This window comes from Streptomyces sp. NPDC096012 (assembly GCF_040426375.1).
In the GTDB taxonomy this organism is placed as follows: domain Bacteria; phylum Actinomycetota; class Actinomycetes; order Streptomycetales; family Streptomycetaceae; genus Streptomyces.
Genome location: NZ_JBEOTD010000019.1, coordinates 110,037 through 129,163, shown reverse-complemented (window position 1 = coordinate 129,163; position 19,127 = coordinate 110,037). Strand labels below are relative to the sequence as shown.

The 19,127-nt window shown below is 71.6% G+C and carries 19 protein-coding genes; 6 read left to right on the top strand and 13 right to left on the bottom strand.

The annotated features are described in order from the left end of the window. Positions 1-4: 4 nt before the first annotated feature. The 6 genes from ABVB68_RS19960 to clpS all read right to left on the bottom strand — a co-directional run bounded on the left by ABVB68_RS19960 (position 5) and on the right by clpS (position 3,966). On the bottom strand, positions 5-283 hold the full coding sequence (locus ABVB68_RS19960; RefSeq protein ID WP_353602420.1) for a MoaD/ThiS family protein: 279 nt from the start codon (positions 281-283) through the stop codon (positions 5-7). A 115-nt stretch (positions 284-398) separates the two neighbouring features. Next, entirely contained in the window at positions 399-494 is a 96-nt protein-coding gene (locus ABVB68_RS19955; protein WP_353602419.1) for a putative leader peptide, read from the bottom strand. A gap of 86 nt (positions 495-580) precedes the next feature. After that, positions 581-1,003 carry a M67 family metallopeptidase gene (locus tag ABVB68_RS19950; protein ID WP_353602418.1) on the bottom strand — a complete coding sequence of 141 codons (423 nt, stop codon included), beginning with the start codon at positions 1,001-1,003 and terminating at the stop codon, positions 581-583. Between the two features lie 183 nt (positions 1,004-1,186). Beyond that, positions 1,187-2,623 (bottom strand): amino acid permease, encoded by a 1,437-nt coding sequence (locus tag ABVB68_RS19945; RefSeq protein ID WP_353602417.1) that lies wholly within the window; start codon positions 2,621-2,623, stop codon positions 1,187-1,189. Between the two features lie 350 nt (positions 2,624-2,973). Next, a complete protein-coding gene (locus ABVB68_RS19940) occupies positions 2,974-3,579 on the bottom strand; it encodes a DUF2017 domain-containing protein (RefSeq protein WP_353602416.1) in 606 nt (201 codons plus the stop codon). A gap of 12 nt (positions 3,580-3,591) precedes the next feature. Next, positions 3,592-3,966, bottom strand: a complete 375-nt coding sequence (gene clpS, locus ABVB68_RS19935) for an ATP-dependent Clp protease adapter ClpS (protein WP_503006193.1) — start codon at positions 3,964-3,966, stop codon at positions 3,592-3,594. Here clpS and ABVB68_RS19930 point away from each other — a divergent pair. Beyond that, on the top strand, positions 3,965-5,308 hold the full coding sequence (locus tag ABVB68_RS19930; protein WP_353602414.1) for a nicotinate phosphoribosyltransferase: 1,344 nt from the start codon (positions 3,965-3,967) through the stop codon (positions 5,306-5,308). The genes clpS and ABVB68_RS19930 overlap by 2 nt on opposite strands. 95 nt (positions 5,309-5,403) lie before the next feature. Next, positions 5,404-5,997 carry an isochorismatase family protein gene (locus tag ABVB68_RS19925; protein ID WP_353602413.1) on the top strand — a complete coding sequence of 198 codons (594 nt, stop codon included), beginning with the start codon at positions 5,404-5,406 and terminating at the stop codon, positions 5,995-5,997. A gap of 167 nt (positions 5,998-6,164) precedes the next feature. Here ABVB68_RS19925 and ABVB68_RS19920 read toward each other — a convergent pair whose 3' ends face one another. Together ABVB68_RS19920 and ABVB68_RS19915 are read right to left on the bottom strand one after the other, a co-directional pair. After that, a complete protein-coding gene (locus ABVB68_RS19920; protein WP_353602412.1) occupies positions 6,165-6,509 on the bottom strand; it encodes a hypothetical protein in 345 nt (114 codons plus the stop codon). 121 nt (positions 6,510-6,630) lie between these two features. After that, complete coding sequence (locus ABVB68_RS19915; RefSeq protein ID WP_353602411.1) at positions 6,631-8,988, bottom strand: immune inhibitor A domain-containing protein; 2,358 nt, start codon at positions 8,986-8,988, stop codon at positions 6,631-6,633. 387 nt (positions 8,989-9,375) lie between these two features. Between ABVB68_RS19915 and ABVB68_RS19910 the strand changes: the two genes are divergently transcribed. After that, complete coding sequence (locus ABVB68_RS19910; protein ID WP_353602410.1) at positions 9,376-9,621, top strand: hypothetical protein; 246 nt, start codon at positions 9,376-9,378, stop codon at positions 9,619-9,621. A 148-nt stretch (positions 9,622-9,769) separates the two neighbouring features. On the opposite strand, the gene ABVB68_RS19905 is transcribed toward ABVB68_RS19910, so the two are convergent. Together ABVB68_RS19905 and ABVB68_RS19900 are read right to left on the bottom strand one after the other, a co-directional pair. After that, positions 9,770-10,570, bottom strand: a complete 801-nt coding sequence (locus tag ABVB68_RS19905; protein WP_353602409.1) for an RDD family protein — start codon at positions 10,568-10,570, stop codon at positions 9,770-9,772. A gap of 72 nt (positions 10,571-10,642) precedes the next feature. Beyond that, the gene (locus ABVB68_RS19900) at positions 10,643-12,271 is read right to left on the bottom strand and encodes an RDD family protein (protein WP_353602408.1); all 1,629 of its coding nucleotides are present in this window, start codon (positions 12,269-12,271) and stop codon (positions 10,643-10,645) included. Positions 12,272-12,516: 245 nt separating this feature from the next. Here ABVB68_RS19900 and ABVB68_RS19895 point away from each other — a divergent pair, with 245 nt between their 5' ends. After that, complete coding sequence (locus tag ABVB68_RS19895; protein WP_353602407.1) at positions 12,517-12,930, top strand: SsgA family sporulation/cell division regulator; 414 nt, start codon at positions 12,517-12,519, stop codon at positions 12,928-12,930. A gap of 33 nt (positions 12,931-12,963) precedes the next feature. Here ABVB68_RS19895 and ABVB68_RS19890 read toward each other — a convergent pair whose 3' ends face one another. After that, positions 12,964-14,376, bottom strand: a complete 1,413-nt coding sequence (locus ABVB68_RS19890) for an FAD-binding oxidoreductase (RefSeq protein ID WP_353602440.1) — start codon at positions 14,374-14,376, stop codon at positions 12,964-12,966. Between the two features lie 92 nt (positions 14,377-14,468). Between ABVB68_RS19890 and ABVB68_RS19885 the strand changes: the two genes are divergently transcribed. Next, positions 14,469-15,935 (top strand): tetratricopeptide repeat protein, encoded by a 1,467-nt coding sequence (locus tag ABVB68_RS19885; protein ID WP_353602406.1) that lies wholly within the window; start codon positions 14,469-14,471, stop codon positions 15,933-15,935. 293 nt (positions 15,936-16,228) lie between these two features. On the opposite strand, the gene hppD is transcribed toward ABVB68_RS19885, so the two are convergent. After that, entirely contained in the window at positions 16,229-17,374 is a 1,146-nt protein-coding gene (hppD, locus tag ABVB68_RS19880; protein WP_353602405.1) for a 4-hydroxyphenylpyruvate dioxygenase, read from the bottom strand. 124 nt (positions 17,375-17,498) lie between these two features. Here hppD and ABVB68_RS19875 point away from each other — a divergent pair, with 124 nt between their 5' ends. Continuing rightward, on the top strand, positions 17,499-17,993 hold the full coding sequence (locus ABVB68_RS19875) for an Lrp/AsnC family transcriptional regulator (protein ID WP_353602404.1): 495 nt from the start codon (positions 17,499-17,501) through the stop codon (positions 17,991-17,993). 186 nt (positions 17,994-18,179) lie between these two features. On the opposite strand, the gene ABVB68_RS19870 is transcribed toward ABVB68_RS19875, so the two are convergent. After that, positions 18,180-18,971: a S16 family serine protease gene (locus ABVB68_RS19870; protein ID WP_353602403.1), complete on the bottom strand. Its 792-nt coding sequence runs from the start codon at positions 18,969-18,971 to the stop codon at positions 18,180-18,182. Positions 18,972-19,127 lie beyond the last annotated feature (156 nt).

Here is a 19,127-nt window from a genome sequence, read left to right as displayed (position 1 = left end):
CCGATCAGCGCATACCGCCGGCGACGGCCGGCAGGATGGTCACGTTGTCGCCGTCGGACAGCTTGGTGTTGATGCCGTCCAGGAAGCGGACGTCCTCGTCGTTCAGGTAGACGTTGACGAAGCGGCGCAGCTGCTCGCCGTCCACGATGCGGGCCTGGATGCCCGCGTGCCGGGTCTCGAGGTCGGCGAGCAGCTCGGCGAGGGTGGCCCCGGTGCCTTCGACCGCCTTCTGACCGTCGGTGTAGGTGCGAAGGATGGTGGGGATGCGGACCTCGATGGCCATGGCTCAGGGCTCCTGTCGGAAGGGTTCGTCGATTCGATGTGCGTGCCTGGGGTGCCCCCGGGCCGGTGGCACCGAGGGAGCGCCGCGGCCCACGGCCGGACGGCGGCTGGGGACGTCAACAGATGGCGCTCTTCAGCCTGCACAGGTCGACGTGCAGCCGCGCCACGAGCAGCATGCCCGGCGCCTTGTCGCACACGTCGTTCAGAACCATGGGCTCATCGTATCGATTCCCGGTGCCGCTCCCGGAGTGTGATTCCAGATGGCGGACGAAAGCGAGCCGCATGGTGAGACGTGGGGTCAGTAGCCGGCCACGATACTGACGTCCTCCTCCGTGACCACGCCCTCCAGGATCCGGAAGGAGCGGAACTGGAACTCGCCGAGGCCGTCGGCGTCCGCCGTGGAGACCAGGACGTAGTGGGCACCGGGTTCGTTGGCGTAGGAGATGTCCGTGCGCGACGGGTAGGCCTCGGTCGCCGTGTGGGAGTGGTAGACGACCACGGGCTCCTCGTCGCGGTCGTCCATCTCGCGGTAGAGCCTGAGCAGGTCCCCCGAGTCGAACTCGTAGAACGTGGGCGACATGGCGGCGTTCAGCATCGGGACGAAGCGCTCGGGGCGGTCCGAGCCGGCCGGGCCGGCGACGACGCCGCACGCCTCGTCGGGGTGGTCCTTGCGCGCGTGGGCGACGATCTGGTCGACGAGGGCCTGGGTGATGGTCAGCATGGGGGTCAGGATAAGCAGGCGGGCCGTCCGTACCGAGGGTCGGTACGGGACGGCCCGCATGGTGGACGTCCTGAGCGGCGGCGGCCGGGGGCGCCACGAGTGCCCCCGGCGGCCGGACGTCCGGGGAGGGAGTCCCGCCGGGCCGTACGGCTGTCGCGTCCGCGCGTCCGTACGGCCGTGTCGTCAGCGCTTGCGGAAGGCGGCGGCCTCCGGGTCGCGGCGCTTGAGCACCCAGTAGGCGACGCCGAGGATCACGGCCCACAGCGGCGCGCAGTACAGCGAGACGCGGGCGTCCTTGTCGATGCCCATGAGCACGATCACCATGAGGATGAAGGCGAGCGCGAACAGGCTGGTGTACGGAGCACCCGGAGCGCGGAACCCGCTCTGCGGCAGCTCGCCCCGGTCGGCCTTGGCCCGGTAGCGGATCTGGCAGACCAGGATGACGATCCAGGCCCACATGCCGGAGATGGTCGCGAAGGACACCACGTAGTCGAAGGCCTTGCCCGGCCACTGGTAGTTGATCCAGACGCCGACCAGCATGAGCGCCGCGGAGACCGTCGTGCCGACGAGCGGGGTACCACTGCGCGTCAGCTTGGTGAAGAACTTGGGGCCCTGGCTGTTGAGCGCGAGGTCACGCAGCATGCGGCCGGTGGAGTACATGCCGGAGTTGCAGGAGGACAGCGCGGCCGTGAGGACGACGAAGTTGACGATGCCCGCGCCCGCGGCCAGGCCCATCTTCTGGAACGCGGCCACGAAGGGGCTCACGCCCGGGTGGAAGTTGGTCCACGGCACGACCGACAGGATCATGATCAGCGCGCCGACGTAGAAGACGGCGATGCGCCACGGCACGGTGTTGATCGCCTTGGGCAGGACGGTCTTGGGGTCCTTGGACTCACCCGCGGTCACACCGACCAGCTCGACGGCGAGGAAGGCGAACATGACCATCTGCAGGGTCATCAGCGTGTTGCCGACACCGTGCGGGAAGAATCCGCCGTCGCTCCACAGGTGGGTCACGGAGGCGGTGTCGCCGGCGTCGGAGAAGCCGATCGTCAGGATGCCGGCGCAGATCAGGATCATGCCGATGATCGCGGTGACCTTGACCATGGAGAACCAGAACTCCAGCTCACCGAAGAGCTTCACGGAGATCAGGTTGGCGCCGTAGAGGACGAACGTGAAGATCAGGGCCGAGACCCACTGCGGGATGTCGAACCAGTACGTCATGTAGGCGGCCGCGGCGGTCACCTCGGTGATCCCCGTGACCACCCAGAACAGCCAGTACGTCCACCCGGTCACGAAGCCCGCGAAGGGGCCGATGAACTCGCGCGCGTACTCCGAGAAGGAACCCGAGACCGGGCGGTACATCAGCAGTTCGCCGAGCGCCCGCATGATGAAGAAGATGACCAGGCCCGCGATGGCGTACGCCAGGATCAGGCTGGGTCCGGCCTTGGAGATGCCCTTGCCCGCGCCGAGGAACAGGCCGGTGCCGATGGCACCGCCGATGGCGATCATCTGGATCTGCCGGGCGCCGAGCCCGCGCTGATACCCCTCGCCGCCCTCGCCGTCCTCGACCCGCACGGCCTCGTTGCCGTCGCGATGCTGGTCGACCTGCGCTGAGGTCATGTGTGGTGCGCCTTTCTCCATGCCGACCCGGGCCTTTCGTCGGCCTCGGATCGGGTTTCGATCCCCCCGGATGATGGAGCTGAGCGGCTCCGGCGAGCCCGCTCGTGCCTGGCCGGCGGTCGCCGGCTCGGTGGCGCACCCGGCCGAACATGGGTGGTGTTGGCCGGGCGGTCGTGAAGATTTATCACGGCCGCAATACTGATCACAGGGGAGCGCTGTGACGCATCACACAGGTAAAAGCGGACAAAGAGCGCTCGAATGCGGCAAAACAGGCCGCAACGGTGACGGGATCGTTATCCGGATTTGAGCGTCCTCTGAGCGGACATCCCTGACTCACCAAACCGGACGCATCACGGCATAAGGGTCGTCACGAGCGTCTCCTGGAGGCCGCCGAGCCACAGGTAGGCCATCACCATCGGCTTGCGCGGGTCCTCGTCCGGCAGCCGGTAGAGCAGGTCGGTGTCGTCCTCGGCGGCGATCTCCAGCCGGGCGCCGATCGCCAGCCGCAGGTCGTTGAGGGCACCGAGCCACTGCCGCGACTCCCCCGGGGCCAGCTTGAGCACCGCGCCGCCCTCGTCCACCGGCGCGAGCGCGTCCAGCGTGCGGATCACCGCGAGGGCGTTCTCCCGCTTGCCGGTCCGCAGGTCGTTCTCGGTGTAGCGGCGGAACTCGGCGGAGTGCGCCCGCCGCTCCTCGGCCTCGCCCGGCGAGTCCGGGACCTTCTCCGGGTCGCTGTAGGCGTCGGGGAAGAGCCGGCGCAGCACGGGATCGGCGGGCGGCTCGCTCGGGCCCTCGGCGAACAGCTCGGCGAGCGGGTCGTCGGGCCTGTCGGCACCGGCGCCGGGGCCGATGAGCTCCAGGAGCTGGACGGCCAGCGACCGGATGATGGAGATCTCGACGTCGTCGAGCGCGACGGCCGCGCCGCCGCCGGGGAGCGGTTCGAAGTGTCCGGGCATGTAAGTCGGTCGCTACTTCCGGTCCTGCTGGAGGGTGGCCCACAGACCGTATCCGTGCATCGCCTGCACGTCGCGTTCCATCTCCTCGCGGCTCCCGCTGGAGACGACCGCCCGGCCCTTGTGGTGGACGTCGAGCATGAGCTTGGTGGCCTTGTCCTTGGGGTAGCCGAAGTACGACTGGAAGACGTAGGTCACATAGCTCATCAGGTTGACCGGGTCGTTGTGCACGATCGTGACCCAGGGGACGTCGGGCTCGGGTACGGCGAAGACCTCCTCCGCCGACTCGGTGCGTTCGATCTCTACGGGCGCGGGTGACGTCACACAGCCATGCTGCCACGGCCGCCACAAATCGTCACACTGACGAGATGGGGTTAGTATCCTTGCCATGAACACAGCGGACCTTGGCCTGCCGGTGGACGTTCCCTCGACGGCGCTCTTCACGGACCAGTACGAGCTGACGATGCTGCAGGCCGCCCTGAAGGCCGGGACGGCCGAGCGGCGGAGCGTGTTCGAGGTCTTCACCCGGCGGCTGCCGGACGGTCGCCGCTACGGCGTGCTGGCCGGCACCGGGCGCGTCCTGGACGCGGTGGAGAACTTCCGCTTCGACGCGAACGTCCTCGGCTTCCTGAGGGAGCACGAGATCGTCGACGAGCCGACCCTGCGGTGGCTCGCCGGCTACCGCTTCAGCGGCGACATCTGGGGCTACCCCGAGGGCGAGGTGTACTTCCCGGGCTCGCCGGTCATGCGGGTCGAGGGCACGTTCGCCGAGTGCGTGCTGCTGGAGACCGTGATCCTGTCCATCCTGAACCACGACTCCGCGATCGCGGCCGCCGCCTCCCGCATGGCCTCCGCCGCCGGCCGCCCGCTGATCGAGATGGGCGCCCGCCGCACCCACGAGCTGGCCGCCGTGGCGGCCGCCCGGGCCGCCTACGTCGGCGGCTTCTCCAGCACCTCCGACCTGGCGGCCGGCTTCCGCTACGGCATCCCGACCGTCGGCACCTCCGCGCACGCCTTCACCCTGCTCCACGACCGGGAGCGGGACGCCTTCCAGGCCCAGGTGGACGCCCTCGGCCGGGACACCACCCTGCTGGTGGACACCTACGACGTCACCGAGGCCGTCCGTACGGCGGTGGAGGTGGCGGGACCCGAGCTGGGCGCGGTCCGCATCGACTCCGGCGACCTGCTGCTGGTGGCCCACCGGGTGCGGCAGCAGCTGGACGAGCTGGGAGCGAGGAACACGAAGATCATCGTGACCTCGGACCTGGACGAGTACGCCATCGCCTCCCTGGCGGCCGCGCCCGTGGACGCGTACGGCGTCGGCACCCAGCTGGTGACCGGCTCCGGGCATCCGACCGCCGCCATGGTCTACAAGCTGGTCGCCCGGGCCGAGACGGCCGGTTCCACGGCTCCGCTGGTACCGGTCGCGAAGAAGTCCACCGGCGGCAAGACGTCGCTCGGGGGCCGCAAGTGGGCGGCTCGACGGCTGGACGAGGACGGGGTCGCGGAGGCCGAGGTCGTCGGCACCGGACCGGTCCCGGACGAGCTGGCCGGCCGGCAGCTGCTGGTGCAGCTGGTGAAGAACGGCGAGGTGGTCGCCCGGGAGCCGCTGGACGTGCCGCGGGAGCGCCACATCGCCGCCCGGGCCCAGCTGCCCCTGTCCGCGACCCAGCTGTCCCGGGGAGAACCCGTCATCCCGACGGAGTACGTCACCGCGGGCTCGGGTAGCTAGAGCGCGACCGCCGTCCGCCCCTCGACGCCCCCTCCCGTAAGGGCCCGTGAGTCTCTAGGCTCAGTTACTCAACCCTCAGTCGAAGGACACCCACCATGCGCCGCGCCTTGATCGTCGTAGACGTGCAGAACGACTTCTGCGAGGGGGGCGCCCTCGCCGTGGCCGGCGGTGCCGACGTGGCCGCCGCCGTCACCGAGCTGATCGGCCAGGCGGCGGGCACCGGATACCGCCACGTGGTGGCCACGCGCGATCACCACATCGCGCCCGGCGGCCACTTCGCGGACAACCCCGACTACGTCCGTTCCTGGCCCGCGCACTGCGTCGCGGGCACGGAGGGTGTGGGCTTCCACCCGAACTTCGCTCCCGCCGTCGCCTCCGGCGCGGTCGACGCGGTGTTCGACAAGGGGGCGTACTCGGCGGCCTACAGCGGCTTCGAGGGCGCCGACGAGAACGGCGTGCCGCTGGCCGACTGGCTGCGGGCACGGGAGATCGACGAGGTCGACGTCGTCGGGATCGCCACGGACCACTGCGTACGGGCCACGGCACTGGACGCGGCACGCGAGGGCTTCCGCACCCAGGTGCTCCTGGACCTGACGGCGGGGGTCGCCGCCGAGACGACGGAACGAGCCCTGGAGGACCTCCGCAAGGCGAACGTGACCCTCACGGGCAAGCCGGTCGTCGGCGGCTAGCGCAGCCACCCCCGGAGCCGCGGGGCCCGCGCGCCCGGCCGGCGGCACCCGCGAAGCCCTCGCTGAACCCGGGATCCGCCCGTGAAAGCGCGGCACGACGGCCGGTCCGAGGGGCTCGGGGAACCGCGCGCCCGGCACCGCCGCACCCGCGGCGCCCCGGCCCCCCTTCAGCTCCGTACGGCCGCCGAGCCGCGCAGCAGCGCTCGTATCGGGTGCCACAGCTCGGTCACGTCGGTCACGGTGACACCGTTGTCCGGGGCCGTCCGCCATATCAGGCCGTCGGGGTGGTGCAGCACCGCCGTGATCTCGTCCGGGGTCGGCGGGGCGGCGTTGCCGCGGAGGTAGATCGCCCGCAGGCCGAGGTTGCGCAGCCTGGTCAGGGCCCGGGCACGGTTCTGCGCGCGCACCAGCACCCGCACCCCGACGGCGCCCCCGGCGGGGCCGGGGCTGGGCAGGTTCAGCGCCACCACCACCGTCCCGTTCGGCAGCTTGCAGAAGCCTCCTGCGGCCATGCGGTCACATCCCCGTTCCGGTCGGCGTCAATAAGCGAGTCACAGGACGCACCTAAACACGATCGGCGGCAACCCGCCAAGGGGCTGCCGCCGATACGCTCCTGACCTGCGGAAATGTCCGCTACTTCACCGCGGGGCCGACTTCCAGCTCGATCGTCGAGCCGTCCTTGGCCTGCTTGGTGATCTTGATCTTCGTGTTGGTGTCAGTGACCTTGACGCCGCCGGCCGGGTTCGACGGGTCGTAGTAGGTGCCGGTGTGGTCGTTGAAGACCGACACGCCCTTCTGCGACTTGATCTTGGTCGCCTTGTCCGCCTTGTGCAGCGTGAAGCCGTCCGTGCGGTCGAGGCTGAACGGCGAGTCGTACGCCTGGACGCGGTTGCGCAGCAGCGTGCCGTCGGAGTACTTCAGCGCCTTCCAGTGGGCGTCGACCGGAAGGATCTGACCGGTGCCCGGGTGGCCGTTGGTGCTGTTGGTGTTGTTGTCCGCCTGGGAGGTGTCCCACTTCCAGATCAGCAGGCCGTTCTGGTACGGGTAGTGCTCGACCCAGTCGGGGCGCTTGGCCGAACCGAAGTTGTACGGGCCGACCTTCAGCGTCCTGTCGTACGACACGTACTGCCGGTTCTCGGCGATGTAGTACTGCTTGTAGTCCTTGGTGAAGGACGCGCCGATCCGGGAGAAGCCGGTGGCGGTCCAACCGGCGTCGGTGCTCTCGGCGTTGTCCGAGAAGACCGCGGAACCGTCCGCGGTGACCGCGATCTCGTCGGCCGCGAAGCCCTTCAGCGCCACGCCGCCGTCGGTCAGGTAGCGGAAGCGGAGGTCGATCTTCTTGCCCGCGTAGGCGTCCAGCGAGTACGACAGCTTCTTGTAGCCGTCGACCGTGCCGGTCAGGGCCGGCTTGCCGGAGCCGTCGCGCGGGATGGCCTGGCCGTCCACCGTGCCGTCCAGGGCGGTCCAGTTGGCGCCGCCGTCGGTCGACACCTCGGTGTAGAGGTAGTCGTAGCCGTTCTCGATGTCGTACCAGCCGTCCAGGCTGAGCGCGGCCGAGGACTTGCCGGTGAGGTCCACCGAACGGGTCAGCGTGTTCTTGAGGTTGTCACCGCTGCCGCTCCACCACTGGGCCGAGCCCTGGGCCGGGGTGACGATCTCGGTCTTGACCGCCTTGTCCGGCAGCGAGACCACCAGCGCCTGGCGGTACTTGGTGTTGTACTCGGCGAGGCCCAGCTTGTGCCAGGAGGAGACACCGGCCTTGCCGCTGTCGTAGGTCAGCCAGCCCAGTTGCAGCTTGTCCCAGGCGTTCATGTCGCCCGGCAGGTCGCCGATGGACTCCTTGCCGGTGCCCAGCCAGGAACCGGAGGACATCAGGGTCCAGAAACCGGTCGAGTTGTCGCCGCCGGCGGTGTCGTACTCGTCCGGCAGACCGAGGTCGTGCCCGTACTCGTGGGCGAAGACGCCGAGGCCGCCGTTCTCCGGCTGGATGGTGTAGTCGCCGACCCAGACACCGGTGTCGCCGACCTGGGCGCCGCCGAGCTTGTTGCCCGTGGGGCCGGTGGCGCCGGCGTCGGTGCCGAAGGCGTACCAGCGGTGGGCCCAGATCGCGTCGGTGCCCTGGACGCCGCCGCCCGCGGACTCGTCCTCACCGGCGTGCACGATCTGGAAGTGGTCGACGTAGCCGTCCGGCTCGTTGAAGTTGCCGTCGCCGTCGAAGTCGTAGCGGTCCCACTGGTCGTACTTGGCCAGGTCGGCCCGGATGTCGGCGTCGGTCCGGCCGGCCGCCTTCTGCTGGGCCACCCAGGCGCTCAGACCGTCGCTGACGACGTTCCACACGCTGGAGCAGTTGGTCTGGCCGCAGGCGTTGTTGCCGTAGCGGGCTTCGTTGTAGGGGACCTTGACCCAGTCCGTGACCTCGCCGTCGACCGAGTAGCGGCCCGAGGACTGCTTCTCGTAGTACTTCTTCAGCGACTCGGTCTTCTTGCCGGTGCCGAAGTAGAGGTCCTGGTAGTGCTTCTGGTTGTAGTCCTTCTGCCAGGCCGTCGAGTTGTCCTTCGTGCGGTCCGGCGCGGCGATCTGGTTGTGCCGGGGGCCCGCGGTGCCGCCCGCCTTGGGGTCCGTCTGGTCCCCGAACTCCACCAGGATGGTGAAGATCTTGTCGGTCTTCTCGCGGCTCAGCTCGACGTACTTGCTGTCGCCCTTCTTGCTCTTCAGCTGGACGACCTTCGAGCCGTTGCGCTCCGTCGCCTTCGCCTTGCCCGATATGAGCTGGTTCAAGGCCTCCTGCCGCTGAGCCCTCTGGGTCTTGCTCATCGGGCCGTCGAGGTCGTGCGACTGCTGCCTGACCGGGGCCGGGTCGTGCCGGTTCGCGGTGGCCGGCCGGGCGGTCGTGCTCGCCTCGGCGACGGCGAACGTCGCGAACGTGGCGGAGGCCGCGGCGAGCGTCACGCCGATGGCGGCCACTCTGAACGTCCAGGATCTACTGGTCACTTGAGTTCCTCCCCCGCGCCGCACACACGGACAGGGGGTTCCGGGTCATGGAGGATTCCGTGTGCGCACGATCAACGCGTGTAATCAAGTGACGACATTTGACTAGAGGTTAAGAAGAAAAGACAGACCTTGACTTGAGCAAGACAAGTGCACTATGCGGAGCAGAAGTTCGCTTTACGAACGTGCCGCGCCCCGTGCATGGACGACGGGCGACCACTCGGCGGGCACGGAGGCCCGCGTCGCCACCGGCCCATGACTCTGTGCGCCCCCCGTGCACCGGTGCTCTGGGTTAGGTGACGCTTACCAGGTGTTCGACTCGGGCATGCACGCGAAGAGAGTCGAACGGCACCCTCCCGAAGCCCCGAGACTGCCGAGGACACGATTGCCATGCCTCGTCCGACCGCCGCACAGCTCGCCTACGGTTCCTGCACCGTGGTCCTGTCCACACTCGCCATGCTGCTGCTGTCGCAGACGAGTTCGGGCCTCGGGATCACCGTCATCGCGCTCGTCGCTCTGGCCCTCGGGCTGCTCGTGGCGATGACGGTGCCGCTGCCCGGGGCGCGTACGGTCCCGGCGCCGGCCGAGTCCGTGGAGCCGGCGCCCGAGGAGGAGCGGGTGACCTCGTCACTCTGACCGGTGCGCCCGGGCCGCCGCGGGCGGCTCCCACGGCACCCCCTGGCCGGTGCTCGCGCCACGCCCCGGCCGGTTCGTACGGGAGCGGCGGGCCCGTGCCGCCACCGGGGACCCGCCGCTCTGGTATGCGCAGCCATGCCGCTTCGGTTCAACGGACGCCGACCACCACCGTCTTGGCCGCCTTGTCGTGCAGGCCCTGCTTGTAGGGCCTGTCGAAGAAGCTCCAGCCACCGCAGATCGCCGTCCAGACGCAGGCGCAGCAGAAGGCGAAGGGCACCCACAGCACCAGAGCGCGGATCAGCGACGTCTGCACGGACGGTGTGGCGCCGTTGTCCAGGTTGGCCACCCGCAGGCCGAGCCACTTCTTGCCCACGGTCTGCCCCGACCGGCTCGTCATCAGGGTGTCGTAGGCGATGTAGAGGACGGCCGCGATCACGGACTGCGCGACCGACCTGCCCACCTCGATGCGGTCCCCGTCCACGGAGTACTCGCGCACACCGAACGCCCAGGTGAGCAGCCAGACGACGATACCGACGATGATCATGTCGATGATCCGTGCGAGGGTCCGCCTGCCGCTGTCGGCGAGCGGGGGCATACCGGCCAGGGGGTCGGCCGGATATCCGCCCGCACCGGCTCCGTAGGGATCACCGCCGTAGGGGCCGCCGCCGTAGGGAGGTGGCTGCTGACCGCCGTAGGGGGGCGGTTGCGCACCGCCGTACGGGGGCCGCTCCCCTTCGCCGTACGGCGGCGGCTGCCCGGCGCCGGGAGGCGGGGGTTGTCCGCCGCCGGGAGGCGGGGGTTGTCCGCCGCCGGGAGGCGGGGGCTGCCGGGCGCCGCCGTACGGGGTGTCGTACGGCGAGCCCGAACCCTCGTCCGACGGGGGCCGCTTCCTGAACGGGTCGTCCTCGGGGGGCTGCTCTCCGGAGCCGGGGGGCGGTTCGCTGCTCATGGCCCGAGTGGAACCCGAAGATCCAGGCTCCGCATCCGGCGGGCGGCCGTACGGAGTAGACGGGCGCCGCGGTCAGCCCGCGACGAAGGTGTGGGCCGCCTTGTCGTGCCAGCACTGGCGCCAGGGCCGGTCGAACAGGCACCACAGCACGCCCAGGATCCCGATGCCGAGCAGCCCGGGCACGCTGTAGACCAGCCAGCGGCGCAGCGCCGCACCGAACGCCGGAGGCTCGTGCGCCTCGATGTCCCGCACCTCGATCCGGCACAGCTTCTTGCCCAGGGTGAGGCCCCACCGGGTGGTGGGCAGCACCTCGTAGACCACGCCCACGAACAGGAGGACGGCGAGGACGATGCCGAGGCTGGTGCCGGTGGTGCCGTCGAGCAGCCAGACGGTGACGGTACGGCCGGAGAGCCGGGCCTCGTCGATCTTCTGCTGGATGTGGTCGGCGGCCCGCAGACCGAGGGGAACGGCCGCGGCGGCCGTCGCGGCGCCGATGACCAGGGTGTCGATCAGCCTGGCGGCGAGCCGCCTGCCGAGTCCGGCGGGCCGGGCCGCGGCCTGGCGGCGCGCGGCCGCCTGGAAGAGGTCCTCCACCGGCGGCTTCCACGGCGCGACGGGCTGCTCGTCCGCGCCACCGGCCAGCCGGTGCACCTGCTGCGCCCAGGAGGTCTGCCCGCCACCGGGGCCCGCGGTCAGCGGGGCGCCGGCACCGGCCTGCTGCGGCACCGAGGGCGCCATGGCGGCGGGGGCGGCCGGCGACTGCCGGGCCGGGGACGCCGGGAAGCCGTGGGACGGCAGCCCCTGCTGGGGCACCGGCGCCGCCGGCCCCGGCGGTGCGGAGTGCGGCGCCTGTCCGGACTGCGCCCCCTGCGGTGACCGACCTTGCTGTGCGCCCTGCGGGGACTGACCGGGGACTGCCGTCTGCGGCGCCTGGCCGGGCTGTGCCGTCTGCGGTGTCTGGGCGGCGCGGGCCGCGGCGGCCTTTCCGGCGCCGAAACCGGGGCCGGAGGCGGCGGACGGGTTGCCGGGGAGCGAGCCGGCGGACGGGGAGGCCGCGGCGGACCGGGGCGCGCCGACCGGCCCCTGCGCACCGAATCCGGGCCCGCCGGCCGCGTCGGGGGCCGCCGGGCCGAAGCCGCCCTCGCCGGCCGGGCCGAAGCCGCCGGCCGCGGCGCCCTGGGCCCGCGGGTCCTCCTGGCCGCCCGGCCGGCCCTGCCCGGGTACCGGGCGGAACGTCATCGTGCCGTCGTTCTGGACGGCCGCGGGGCCGGGGACCGGACGCCGGAAGATGAACGTGCCGCCGGGATCGGCCACCTCCTCCCGCGACTGCGGGATCGAGGCCGCGCCGTCGGCGTGCGCGGCGTGGCCGGCCGGCTGCGCCGGACCGTCCGCGGGGATCCTCGGATCGGCGGGCCAACCCTCGCCGGAGCCGGCGTTGCCCGGAGCGCCGTGGCCCGCGGCCGGGGAGTGCGGGGCCGGGTCCTCGTCGAAGAAGTGGGGGCCCGTCTCCTCCACGGCCGGGGCCGCCGGGCGGACGCCGGGCGGCGGGGTGAGCGGCTCGCCGTCCTTCGGCGCCGGCCGGCTGGTGCCGGGCACCCATGAGGCGCCGTTCCAGTACCGGACGTATCCGGGGATGGACGGGTCCGGGTAGTAGCCCTCGCGGGGCCTGTCGTCACCTGGGGCCGGGGTTGGGGCGCTCATGTCCGTCGTCCCGTATCTGCTCGGGGGTGGGATGGGAGCCTCCACATCTATCAGACGCGGGCATCGCCCACCGCCAGTCCCGCCGTACCCACTCCTTTCCGGGCAACGCCGTACCAGGATCTCCGGATCCACGGGAAAAACTTCTCCGAACCCGCGTAACGGCCGGGCCCGCGCCCCCTCTCTCCTGGCGCGGGCCCCCACCGGGCGGCCCGGGGCACCACCGACGAGGAAAGGAAACGCAGGCCATGCATCACACCGTGGTGGAGCGGGAGCTGGAGCTGAGGCTGATCCTGTCGCCGGAGCGCAGCATCCCGGTCCCGGCCCGGCTCGGCTACCGCTCCGGGGACCCCTACGCCGTCCACGTCACCTTCCACATCAACTCCGAGCATCCCGTCGAGTGGACGTTCGCCCGTGACCTGCTGGTGGAGGGGGTGTTCCGGCCGTGCGGGCACGGGGACGTACGGGTGTGGCCGGCGAAGGCCGACGGGCGCAGCGTCGTCCTGATGGCGCTCAGTTCACCCGACGGGGAAGCCCTGCTGGAGGCGCCGGTCCCGCAGGTGTCGGCCTGGCTGGAGCGGACGCTGCGGGTGGTGCCTCCCGGAGCGGAGGGCGGGCAGCTGGGCATCGACGACGAGCTCGACCAGCTGCTCGCCCGGTGAGGGGCGCCGCGACGGACGGCGGTCCGTGCGGTGTCAGAACAGCTTGCCCGGGTTGAGGATGCCCAGCGGGTCGAAGACCTGCTTCACGGCCCGCTGCATCTCCACCCCGACCGGGCCGAGCTCCCGGGCCAGCCACTCCTTCTTCAGTACGCCGACGCCGTGTTCGCCGGTGATGGTGCCGCCCAGCTCCAGGCCGAGGGCCATGATCTCGTCGAAGGACTCCCGGGCCCGCCGGGACTCCTCGGGGTCGAGCGCGTCGAAGCAGACGGTGGGGTGGGTGTTGCCGTCGCCGGCGTGCGCGCAGACGCCGATGGTCAGGTCGTACTTCCCGGCGATCCGCTCCACCCCGTCCAGCAGCGCGCCCAGCCGGGAGCGGGGCACGCACACGTCGTCGATCATCGTCGTGCCCTTGACCGCCTCCAGCGCGGTCAGCGAGAGCCGCCGCGCCTGCAGCAGCATCTCGGACTCGGTGGCGTCCTCGGCGGGGACGACCTGGGTGGCGCCGGCCGCCTCGCACAGGGCGCCGACGGCGGCGAGGTCGGCGGCCGGGTCGTGGGTGTCGAAGGCGGCCAGCAGCAGTGCCTCGGTGGTCTCCGGGAGCCCCATGTGGGCGAGGTCGTTGACGGCCTTGACGGTCGTACGGTCCATCAGTTCGAGGAGGGAGGGGAGGTGACCGCCCGCCATGATCCGGCAGACGGCGTCGCAGGCGGCCGTCGCGGAGGGGAACTCCGCGGCCAGCACCAGCTGCGCGGGCGGCTTGGGCCGCAGGCCGAGAACCGCCCGGACGACGACGCCGAGCGAGCCCTCGGAGCCGACGAAGAGACGGGTGAGGTCGTAGCCCGCGACACCCTTCGCCGTGCGGCGGCCGGTCGACATCAGACGGCCGTCGGCGAGGACGACCTCCAGGCCGAGCACGTACTCGGCGGTCACGCCGTACTTCACGCAGCACAGGCCGCCCGAGGCCGTGCCGATGTTGCCGCCGATCGTGCACATCTCCCAGCTGGAGGGGTCCGGCGGGTAGTACAGGCCGTGTTCCTCGACCGCGCGGGAGAGCACCGCGTTGACGACGCCCGGTTCGACCACGGCGATCCGGTCGACGGGGCTGATCTCGAGGATGCGGTCCATCTTCGTGAGGGACAGCGCGATGCAGCCCTCGGTGGCGTTGGCGCCGCCGGACAGGCCGGTGCGCGCACCCTGCGGGACGACCGGGACGCGCAGTTCGGTGGCGGTGCGCATGACGTGCTGCACCTCTTCCACCGTGCGGGGCAGGACGACCACGGCCGGGGCGCCCGCGGCGCAGAAGCTGGCCATGTCGTTGGCGTAGGAGGCCGTGACATCGGGGTCGGTCAGGACGGCCTCGGGCGGCAGGCCGGCCAGGAGCCGGTCGGTGAGGTCGCCGGTTGCCGCGGTGTCATCGTGAGAGGCTTCGATGCGGCTCATGATCAAAGGGTCGCACTCGCGGCCATCGGTGTGAACCCCGCAGGCCGGTCCCTTGGGCCGCCCGGACCTGTTCGTCATATTGACGCACAGTGAGCGCCATGGACAACCGACTGAGCGTGCCGGGTACGTCCCTGACCACCGGGCCGCCGACGCCGCGCCGCGGTCTGAGGTGGCTGCGCCGGGTGCTGGTCACCGCACTGGCGGGGGGTGTCGTCGCGGGCGCGGTCCTGGTGCTGCTGCCCCAGGACCGGCAGCGGCCCGAGGTGGTCCGGCCGCCGGCCGCGGGGCCGCAGGCGCACGTACCGGCGGCTGTGACGTTCGGGGTGCCGGCCGCACTGCCCCAGTTGACGGCGTTCATCGGGCAGCAGGAGCAGCGGGTGCGGGCGCAGCCGCAGGATGCCCGGGCGTGGGCGGCGCTGGGCTCGGCGTACGTGGAGCGGGGGCGCGCGGCCGCCGACGCGGCGGACTACCCGAAGGCGCAGCAGGCGCTGCAGACCTCGTTGCGGGTGCGCGGCACGCAGAACACCGAGGCACTGGACGGCCTGGCGGCGCTCGCGCTCGCGCGGCGGGACTTCCCGACGGCGAAGCAGTACGCCGAGCAGGCGCTGAAGGCCTCGCCCAAGCGGTGGGCGGCGTACCCGCCGATGATCGACGCCTACGACGGGCTCGGCGACTACGAGGCGGCCCGCAAGACCCTGGACAAGCTGCTGCAGCTGCGCAGCGGCGCGGCGGCGCGGCCCGCCGTGATGGCGCGGGCCTCGGCGGTGTACCGGGACCGGGGCTGGCGGGAGGACGCGGTGGCCCAGCTGACCGACGCGGCGGCCGGCGCCCGGACCCCCGCCGAGCGGGCCGCCTATCTGGCCGGGCTCGGACAGCTGGCCTTCGAGCGCGGGGACCTGCAGGACGCGCTACGGCATTTCGAGGCGGCCGTGCGGGCCGAACCGGGGCGGGGGGCGGCGCTGGTCGGACGGGGGCGGACGCTGGCCGCGCTGGGCCACACGTCGGAGGCGCTGGCCGCCTACCGGACGGCCCTCGCCCGGCAGCCGAGCCCGCAGGACACCCTGGAGCTGGGCGAGCTGTACGAGTCGCTGGGGCAGAGCCGGTCCGCCGAAGCGCAGTACGAGCAGCTGAGGACGCGGGTGCGGCAGTCGGTGGCGGGCGGGGTCGACGAGGAACTGCTCATCGGGCGGTTCGAGGCGGACCACGGGGACCCGTGGGAGGCGGTGGAGCGGCTGGAGGAGGAGTGGCAGCGCCAGCCCGGGATCGAGGTGGCCGACGCGCTCGGCTGGGCGCTGCACCGCACCGGCGACGACAAGGAGGCGCTGACCTACGCCTTGACCGCCACGGACAGGACGAAGGGCGGCGGGGTGCGCAGCGCGCTCTACGCGTTCCACCGGGGCATGATCGAGATGGAGCTGGACCTGGCCGGTCCGGCCCGGCGGCACCTGCAGGAGGCGCTGCGGATCAACCCGTACTTCTCGCCGCTGTGGGTGCCCATGGCACGGGCGGCGCTGCAGGGGCTCGGTGAGGTCCCGGACGAGCCCCTGCCCGTCGACGCGTCCTAGCGGGCCGGGCGGGTGCAGGGCCGGGCGGGTGCCGGTCGGGCGGGCGGGTGCCGGTCGGGCGGGCGGGTGCCGGTCGGGCGGGTGCAGGCCAGGCGGGTGCTGGCCAGGCGGGTGCAGGCCAGGCGGGTGCAGGCCGGGCGGGTGCAGGCCGGGGGGGCGGCCCGGCGGGTGCCGGTCGGCCGGCCCGTCCCGGCCGGCCGGCGGTGCGCTGGTTCGCCGCCGTGCCCTGGCCGCCGGTCAGTTGCCTCGTCCCGGCCGGCCGGGGTGTTCCGGCCGGCCGGCCGGTGGTGTGGTCACAGGTTGCCGCGCTTTTCCTGCTCGCGCTCGATCGCCTCGAAGAGCGCCCTGAAGTTGCCCTTGCCGAAGCCCATGGAGCCGTGCCGCTCGATGAGTTCGAAGAAGACGGTCGGCCGGTCCTGGACGGGCTTGGTGAAGATCTGCAGCAGGTAGCCGTCCTCGTCACGGTCGGCGAGGATCTTCAGCTCGCGCAGGGTCTCGATCGGGACGCGGGTGTCGCCCACCCACTCGCCGAGGGTGTCGTAGTACGAGTCGGGGGTGGCCAGGAACTCGACGCCGGCCTCGCGCATCGTGCGGACGGTCTGCACGATGTCGTTGGTGTTGAGCGCGATGTGCTGGACGCCGGGGCCGCCGTAGAACTCCAGGTACTCGTCGATCTGGGACTTCTTCTTGGCGATCGCGGGCTCGTTGAGCGGGAACTTGACCTTGAGGGTGCCGTCCGCGACGACCTTCGACATCAGCGCGCTGTACTCGGTGGCGATGTCGTCGCCCACGAACTCCTTCATGTTCGTGAAGCCCATGACCTTGTTGTAGAACGCCACCCACTCGTCCATCTTGCCGAGTTCCACGTTGCCGACGCAGTGGTCGATGGCCTGGAAGGTGCGCTGGGCGGGCGCCGCGACCATCGGCTCGGCCGCCGCGTAGCCCGGCAGGTAGGGGCCGTCGTAGCCGGTGCGCTCGACCAGGGTGTGGCGGGTCTCGCCGTAGGTGCCGATCGCGGCGAGGACGACCGTGCCGTGCTCGTCCTTGACCTCGTACGGCTCGGCGACGGAGCGGGCGCCGTGCTCGACCGCGTACGCGTACGCGGCACGCGCGTCCGGGACCTCGATGGCGAGGTCGACGACGCCGTCGCCGTGCTCGGCCACGTGCTGCGCGAGGAAGTGGCCCCAGGTGGTGCTCGGCTTGATCACCGAGGTGAAGACGAAGCGGGCGGAGCCGTTCTCCAGCACGTAGGAGGCGGTCTCGCGGCTGCCGTTCTCCGGCCCGCGGTACGCGACCAGCTTCATGCCGAATGCGGAGGAGTAGTAGTGCGCGGCCTGCTTGGCGTTGCCCACGGCGAAGACGACCGCGTCCATTCCCTTGACCGGGAAGGGGTCGGCCTGCCGTGCGGTGTCGGGAGTGTGGTGTGTGGTCTGCGTCATAGCGGAAGGGTGACGCCGCCCTGCAAGGTGCGCAATAGTTGGCGTATTCACTGGGCAATGTGTGCAGCGGTCTGCGGGTCAGGGCGGACTTTCTGTACAGGATGACCACCTCGGGAGGGCTGGGATGGCGATCGACCGGCTGGACGGGCGGATCATCGTGCTCCTGGCCCAGGAGCCGCGCATCGGCGTGCTGGAGATGTCCCGGCGGCTCGGGGTGGCGCGCGGGACCGTCCAGGCACGCCTGGACCGGCTTCAGTCGAACGGAGTCGTCCGCGGGTTCGGCCCGCAGGTGGATCCGGCCGCGCTCGGCTACCCGGTCACCGCGTTCGCCACGCTCCAGATCCGGCAGGGCCAAGGGGCCGACGTACGGGCGTACTTGGCGACCGTGCCCGAGGTGCTGGAGCTGCTGACCACCACCGGCAGCGGGGACATGCTGTGCCGTCTGGTGGCCCGCTCGAACGCCGATCTCCAGCGGGTGATCGACCGGGTGGTCGGTTTCGACGGCATCGTCCGGGCCTCCACGGCGATCGTCATGGAGAACCCCGTTCCGCTGCGGGTCATCCCGCTGGTGGAGCAGGCGGCGGCGGACAGCGAGGGGACACGGCCGACCCGGGGGTGAGCGCGGGTGAACGGCACCGGCGTCCAGGGCTCCGTCGGATCGCGGGAGGCGGTGACAGGCCGACGCGGGTGCGTGAAGCAGGAGGGGTTCCCGGGGGCCGGGAGGGGTCGTGACGCGGGGAAGAGGTTCCCGGCGCAGGGTTCCCGAACAGCGGGACGGCCGTGAGGTAGGCCGTGGGGCACCGCTCTAGCAGCTCGGGACCGGGCCCTTGCCCTTCTCCAGGGCCACCAGGGAGTCGACCGCGCTCTGGAGCGTGGTCACCGGGACCAGTCTGAGTCCCTTCGGCAGGTTCGACGTGGCATCGGCGCACTCCGCCCTCGGCACCAGGAAGACGCCGGCCCCGTCCCGCCGTGCGGCCTGCGTCTTCAGGGCCACGCCGCCGACCGCGCCGACCTTGCCGGCGGCGTCGATCGTGCCGGTGCCGGCGATGGTGCGGCCCCCCGTCAGGTCGCCGCCGCTGCCGTCGCCGTCCAGCTTGTCGACGATCCCCAGGGTGAACAGCAGCCCCGCGCTGGGCCCGCCCACGTCCGCGAGCCTGAGCGTGACCTTGACCTTGTCGGCGCTCAGGTGGAGGTACGTCAGCGCGGCCCGGGTCGCGGCGTCCTGGGACTGCCGCATCTGCGCCGTGTTGTGCTTCTCGATCTCCTTGAGGTCGCCGCCGCTCGGGTAGACGGCGTCGCGCGGCATGACGGCCCGGTCGGTGCGGAACCAGTTGTCGAACACGTCCCCGACGGACACCCGGGCGTCCGGACCGGTCGCCTCGATCGTGGTCATCCGCAGCTGCCCGCTGGTTTTGCGGGTGGTCGCGCCGGAGATGGTGATCACCGGGGTGCCGTGGTTCTCCCCGAGCACGTTCGCCGTCATCCCGGGCTGCGCCACCGTGAAGGGCAGCGGCGCGAACGCGGCGGTGGCCAGGAGGGCCACGACGGGCACGGCGCAGACGGCTACGGCCTGGGGGCGTGTGAGACGTGAGAGCACGAGGTCAATCTAACCCGGCAGGTCCTCCCGACCACCGGGCACCGGGGCCGCACCGCACCGGGGCCGCACCGGTGCCGGCGCTCCCGGTCACCGGCCCCTCAGCCGGCGCAGCGATCACCCACCCCGGGAGGTCCCTGCCCTCACCGTCAGCGCAGT